We start from the raw sequence: 3,041 nt of genomic DNA, 5'->3' as shown, positions 1-3,041 counted from the left end.
GCCGAGGTGGCCGCGACCGCCGCCGAACTGCCCGCGCACGCCCGCGCCACGGCGTTGGACCACGTCTCACGTCGGCTCGCCGAGCGGGCCGAGGAGGTGGCCGCGCTGATCACCGCCGAGAACGGCAAGCCGGTCAAGTGGGCCCGGGCCGAGGTGGGCCGGGCGGTCTCCACCTTCCGGTGGGCGGCCGAGGAGGCCCGGCGCTTCTCCGGCGAGCTGCAACGGCTCGACACCGACCCGGCCGCCACCGGCCGCATCGCCCTGGTGCGGCGGGTGCCGAAGGGTCCGGTGCTGGGCATCACCCCGTTCAACTTTCCGCTGAACCTGGTGGCGCACAAGGTTGCCCCGGCCGTCGCGGTCGGCGCGCCGGTGCTCGTCAAACCGGCCCCGGCCACGCCGCTGACCGCCCTGCTGCTCGGCGAGATCCTGGCCGAGACCGACCTGCCGGCCGGGATGTTCTCGGTGCTGCCGCTGCCCAACGACCGGGCCGCCGAGCTGGTCACCGACCCCCGGCTGCCGGTCGTCTCGTTCACCGGCTCGGGTCCGGTCGGCGCGGCGATCCGCCGGGCGGTGCCCGACAAGCACGTCACGCTGGAACTGGGCGGCAACGCGGCGGTGCTGATCTGCGCGGACTGGGCCGAGGATGCCGACCTCACCGTCGCCGCGCAGCGGATCGCCACCTTCTCCAACTACCAGGCCGGGCAGTCCTGCATCGCGGTGCAGCGGGTCTTCGTCCACGAGTGGCTCTACGACGGCTTCCTGCCCCGACTGGTCGCGGCCGTGCGGGAACTGCGGACCGGTGACCCCACCGACCCGGCCACCGACGTGGGCCCGCTGGTCTCCGAGGAGGCGGCGCAACGGGTGGAGGCGTGGGTGGACGAGGCGGTGACCGCCGGGGCCGCCGTCGAGACCGGGGGCCGACGGTCCGGGGCGACGTACCCGCCGACGGTGCTGAGCGGGGTGCCCCACACGGCGAGGGTCCGCGCCGAGGAGGTGTTCGGGCCGGTGCTCGTGGTGGACCGGGTCACCGACGACGAGGCCGGCTTCGCGGCGGTCAACGACTCGGCGTACGGGCTCCAGGCCGGTGTCTTCACCCGACGGTTGGACGTCGCCTTCGCGGCGGCGCGGACGCTGGAGGTGGGCGGGGTGATCGTCGGTGACGTGCCGTCGTACCGGGCCGACCAGATGCCGTACGGCGGAGTGAAGGGGAGCGGGGTGGGACGGGAGGGGTTGCGCAGCGCCATGGACGACTACACCGACCCCCGGGTCACCGTCCTCACCGGTCTCCGGCTGTAGCGCGCCTCACCAGGAGCCGTCGTCGCGTACCCGCGCCGGGGCGCGACCGGACAGCAGGGTGACCAGGGCGGCGTCCAGGTCCGCGCCGAGGAACCACTCGCCGGCCTGGTCCAGCGCGAAGACCCGGCCCCGCTCGTCCACCGCGAGGATGCTGTGCTGCTCCTCGGTGCCGATCGGAACCAGCCGTGCCCCGATCACCGCCCCGAAGTCGGCGAGCGAGTCGGCGGAGTGCGCGACCTGACGCGCCCGCAGGTCGAACGGGGAGATCCAGACCTGCTGACCCGGTCCGCGTCGGGTGCTGGACAGGTGAGGCGAGTCGGTGAGGTCGGTGTCGACGACCTCCGGCGGAGACCGGCCCGGGACGGGATCCGGTGCCTCGCCGGGCGGCCGGGGCGCGAGCTGGTCCCGGGCGGTGCCCGGCAGGACGCCGAAGTCCACCAGCAGGGCCAGACACGAGTCGCAGGGCCTCTCGGCCGGACCGGCGTGCGGATCCGTCGGCTCACGGACCCGGAACACCTCGACGCGGGCCGACGCCAGCAGGCCCTTGGCGTCGCCCAGGCACATCGGGGCGATGCCCTCGGCGGCACGGAGGTGGTCGTGGTGGTGCAGCACGTCGGAGACGACCACGACCTCCGCGTGCCGTTCGGCACCACGGACCAGGTGCCCGGCCGGCAGCCCGTCCAGGTACTCGTCGAGCAGCGGATGGAGGTGCAGCGGCAGGTCGCCCTTCGCGCCCCGGGCGGTGAAGATCCGTCCCTCGACGGTGAGGTGCGCGGTGACGGTCGGCGTGGGCGACCGGTGCACCTCCCGCATGAGCTGACCGGCCGGGTCCACCGTGCGCGGCACCGGTGGCCCGCTCGGGCGGCTGCGTCGGTAGAGCCGCTGGACCACCTCGGTCGCCACCCGGGGCCAGGTGCTGACCTCGCCGGTGTGCTTGTCGACCACGGTCGCCGGCAGGTCGCCGGGGAGCGCTCCGGCCGGTGTCGGGACGGTGGAGGTGATCACGTAGCCGAGGTCGAACTCGGTGACCGATGGACGACACTCGTGCCCGAGTCGTACCGAGTCGCGACGGGCCCACACCGCAGCGATCTGCTCGGCCTGCTCGCGGTCGATCACACGGGGAATTTACCGGAGAAGCACACTTTCGTGGCACTCCGTACGGTTGTTGCGACCCAGAGTGAGTCGCGTCGTGCCCTCGGTGACGGCTCGGCGTACCGGCGTCGGCGTGATGCGCCCCACCTGCGGGGTGCTCGCCGACCGGCCGGGGTCGTGCCCCGGTAGTAGCCTGACCGCGGTCCCCCGTCAGGGGGAAGAACGGTGGGTGATCATGTCGGTACGTCGCCTCGCGACGCTCTGCGTGCCCCTGGGTGGCCTGGTGGTGATCGGTGGCGCGCCGGCTCGCGCCGACGCGGACGGGGTGCGCTCCGTCCAGGCCGTCGAGCAGTCCTCCGGCGGATCGCCGGTGATGTACTTCGGCGTCGGCATGGTCGTCCTCGGCGTCCTGCTCATCGCGCTCTTGATCGTCCGGTCCCGGAAGGACCGGCGGCAGCGTCAGGACAGGGTCGAGATCCCGCTGCCGCGCAACCCGGGCGGCACCACCTACCGCTCCGGCGCGAGTCACGGCGCCGCGTCCGTGCCGCCAGGTCCGGGTGCCGCGCCGCCGATGCCGCCGGGCACGGTCGTCGCGCCGCCGATGCCACCGGGTGGGGTCGTGCCACCGCCGGTGCCGCCGGGCCGGGGTGTTC

General features: G+C 74.1%; 2 protein-coding genes and 1 pseudogene. 2 read left to right on the top strand and 1 reads right to left on the bottom strand.

The window, feature by feature from the left end; genetic code table 11:
• A partial coding sequence (locus tag EYA84_RS29675) for an aldehyde dehydrogenase family protein (protein ID WP_131057397.1) occupies window positions 1-1,296 on the top strand: 1,296 nt, incomplete at its 5' end.
• Window positions 1,297-1,302: 6 nt separating this feature from the next.
• Here the strand turns inward: EYA84_RS29675 and EYA84_RS29670 are convergent.
• On the bottom strand, window positions 1,303-2,412 hold the full coding sequence (locus tag EYA84_RS29670; RefSeq protein ID WP_236146032.1) for an SUKH-3 domain-containing protein: 1,110 nt from the start codon (window positions 2,410-2,412) through the stop codon (window positions 1,303-1,305).
• A gap of 211 nt (window positions 2,413-2,623) precedes the next feature.
• On the opposite strand from EYA84_RS29670, the pseudogene EYA84_RS32760 reads away from it, so the two are divergent.
• Window positions 2,624-3,041 (top strand): annotated as a pseudogene (locus EYA84_RS32760) (hypothetical protein); the annotation flags it as partial.

The organism is Verrucosispora sp. SN26_14.1 (assembly GCF_004307965.1).
Taxonomy (GTDB): domain Bacteria; phylum Actinomycetota; class Actinomycetes; order Mycobacteriales; family Micromonosporaceae; genus Micromonospora.
The sequence above is the reverse complement of the archived record's forward strand: the minus strand, read 5'-3'. Positions and strand labels throughout refer to the sequence as shown.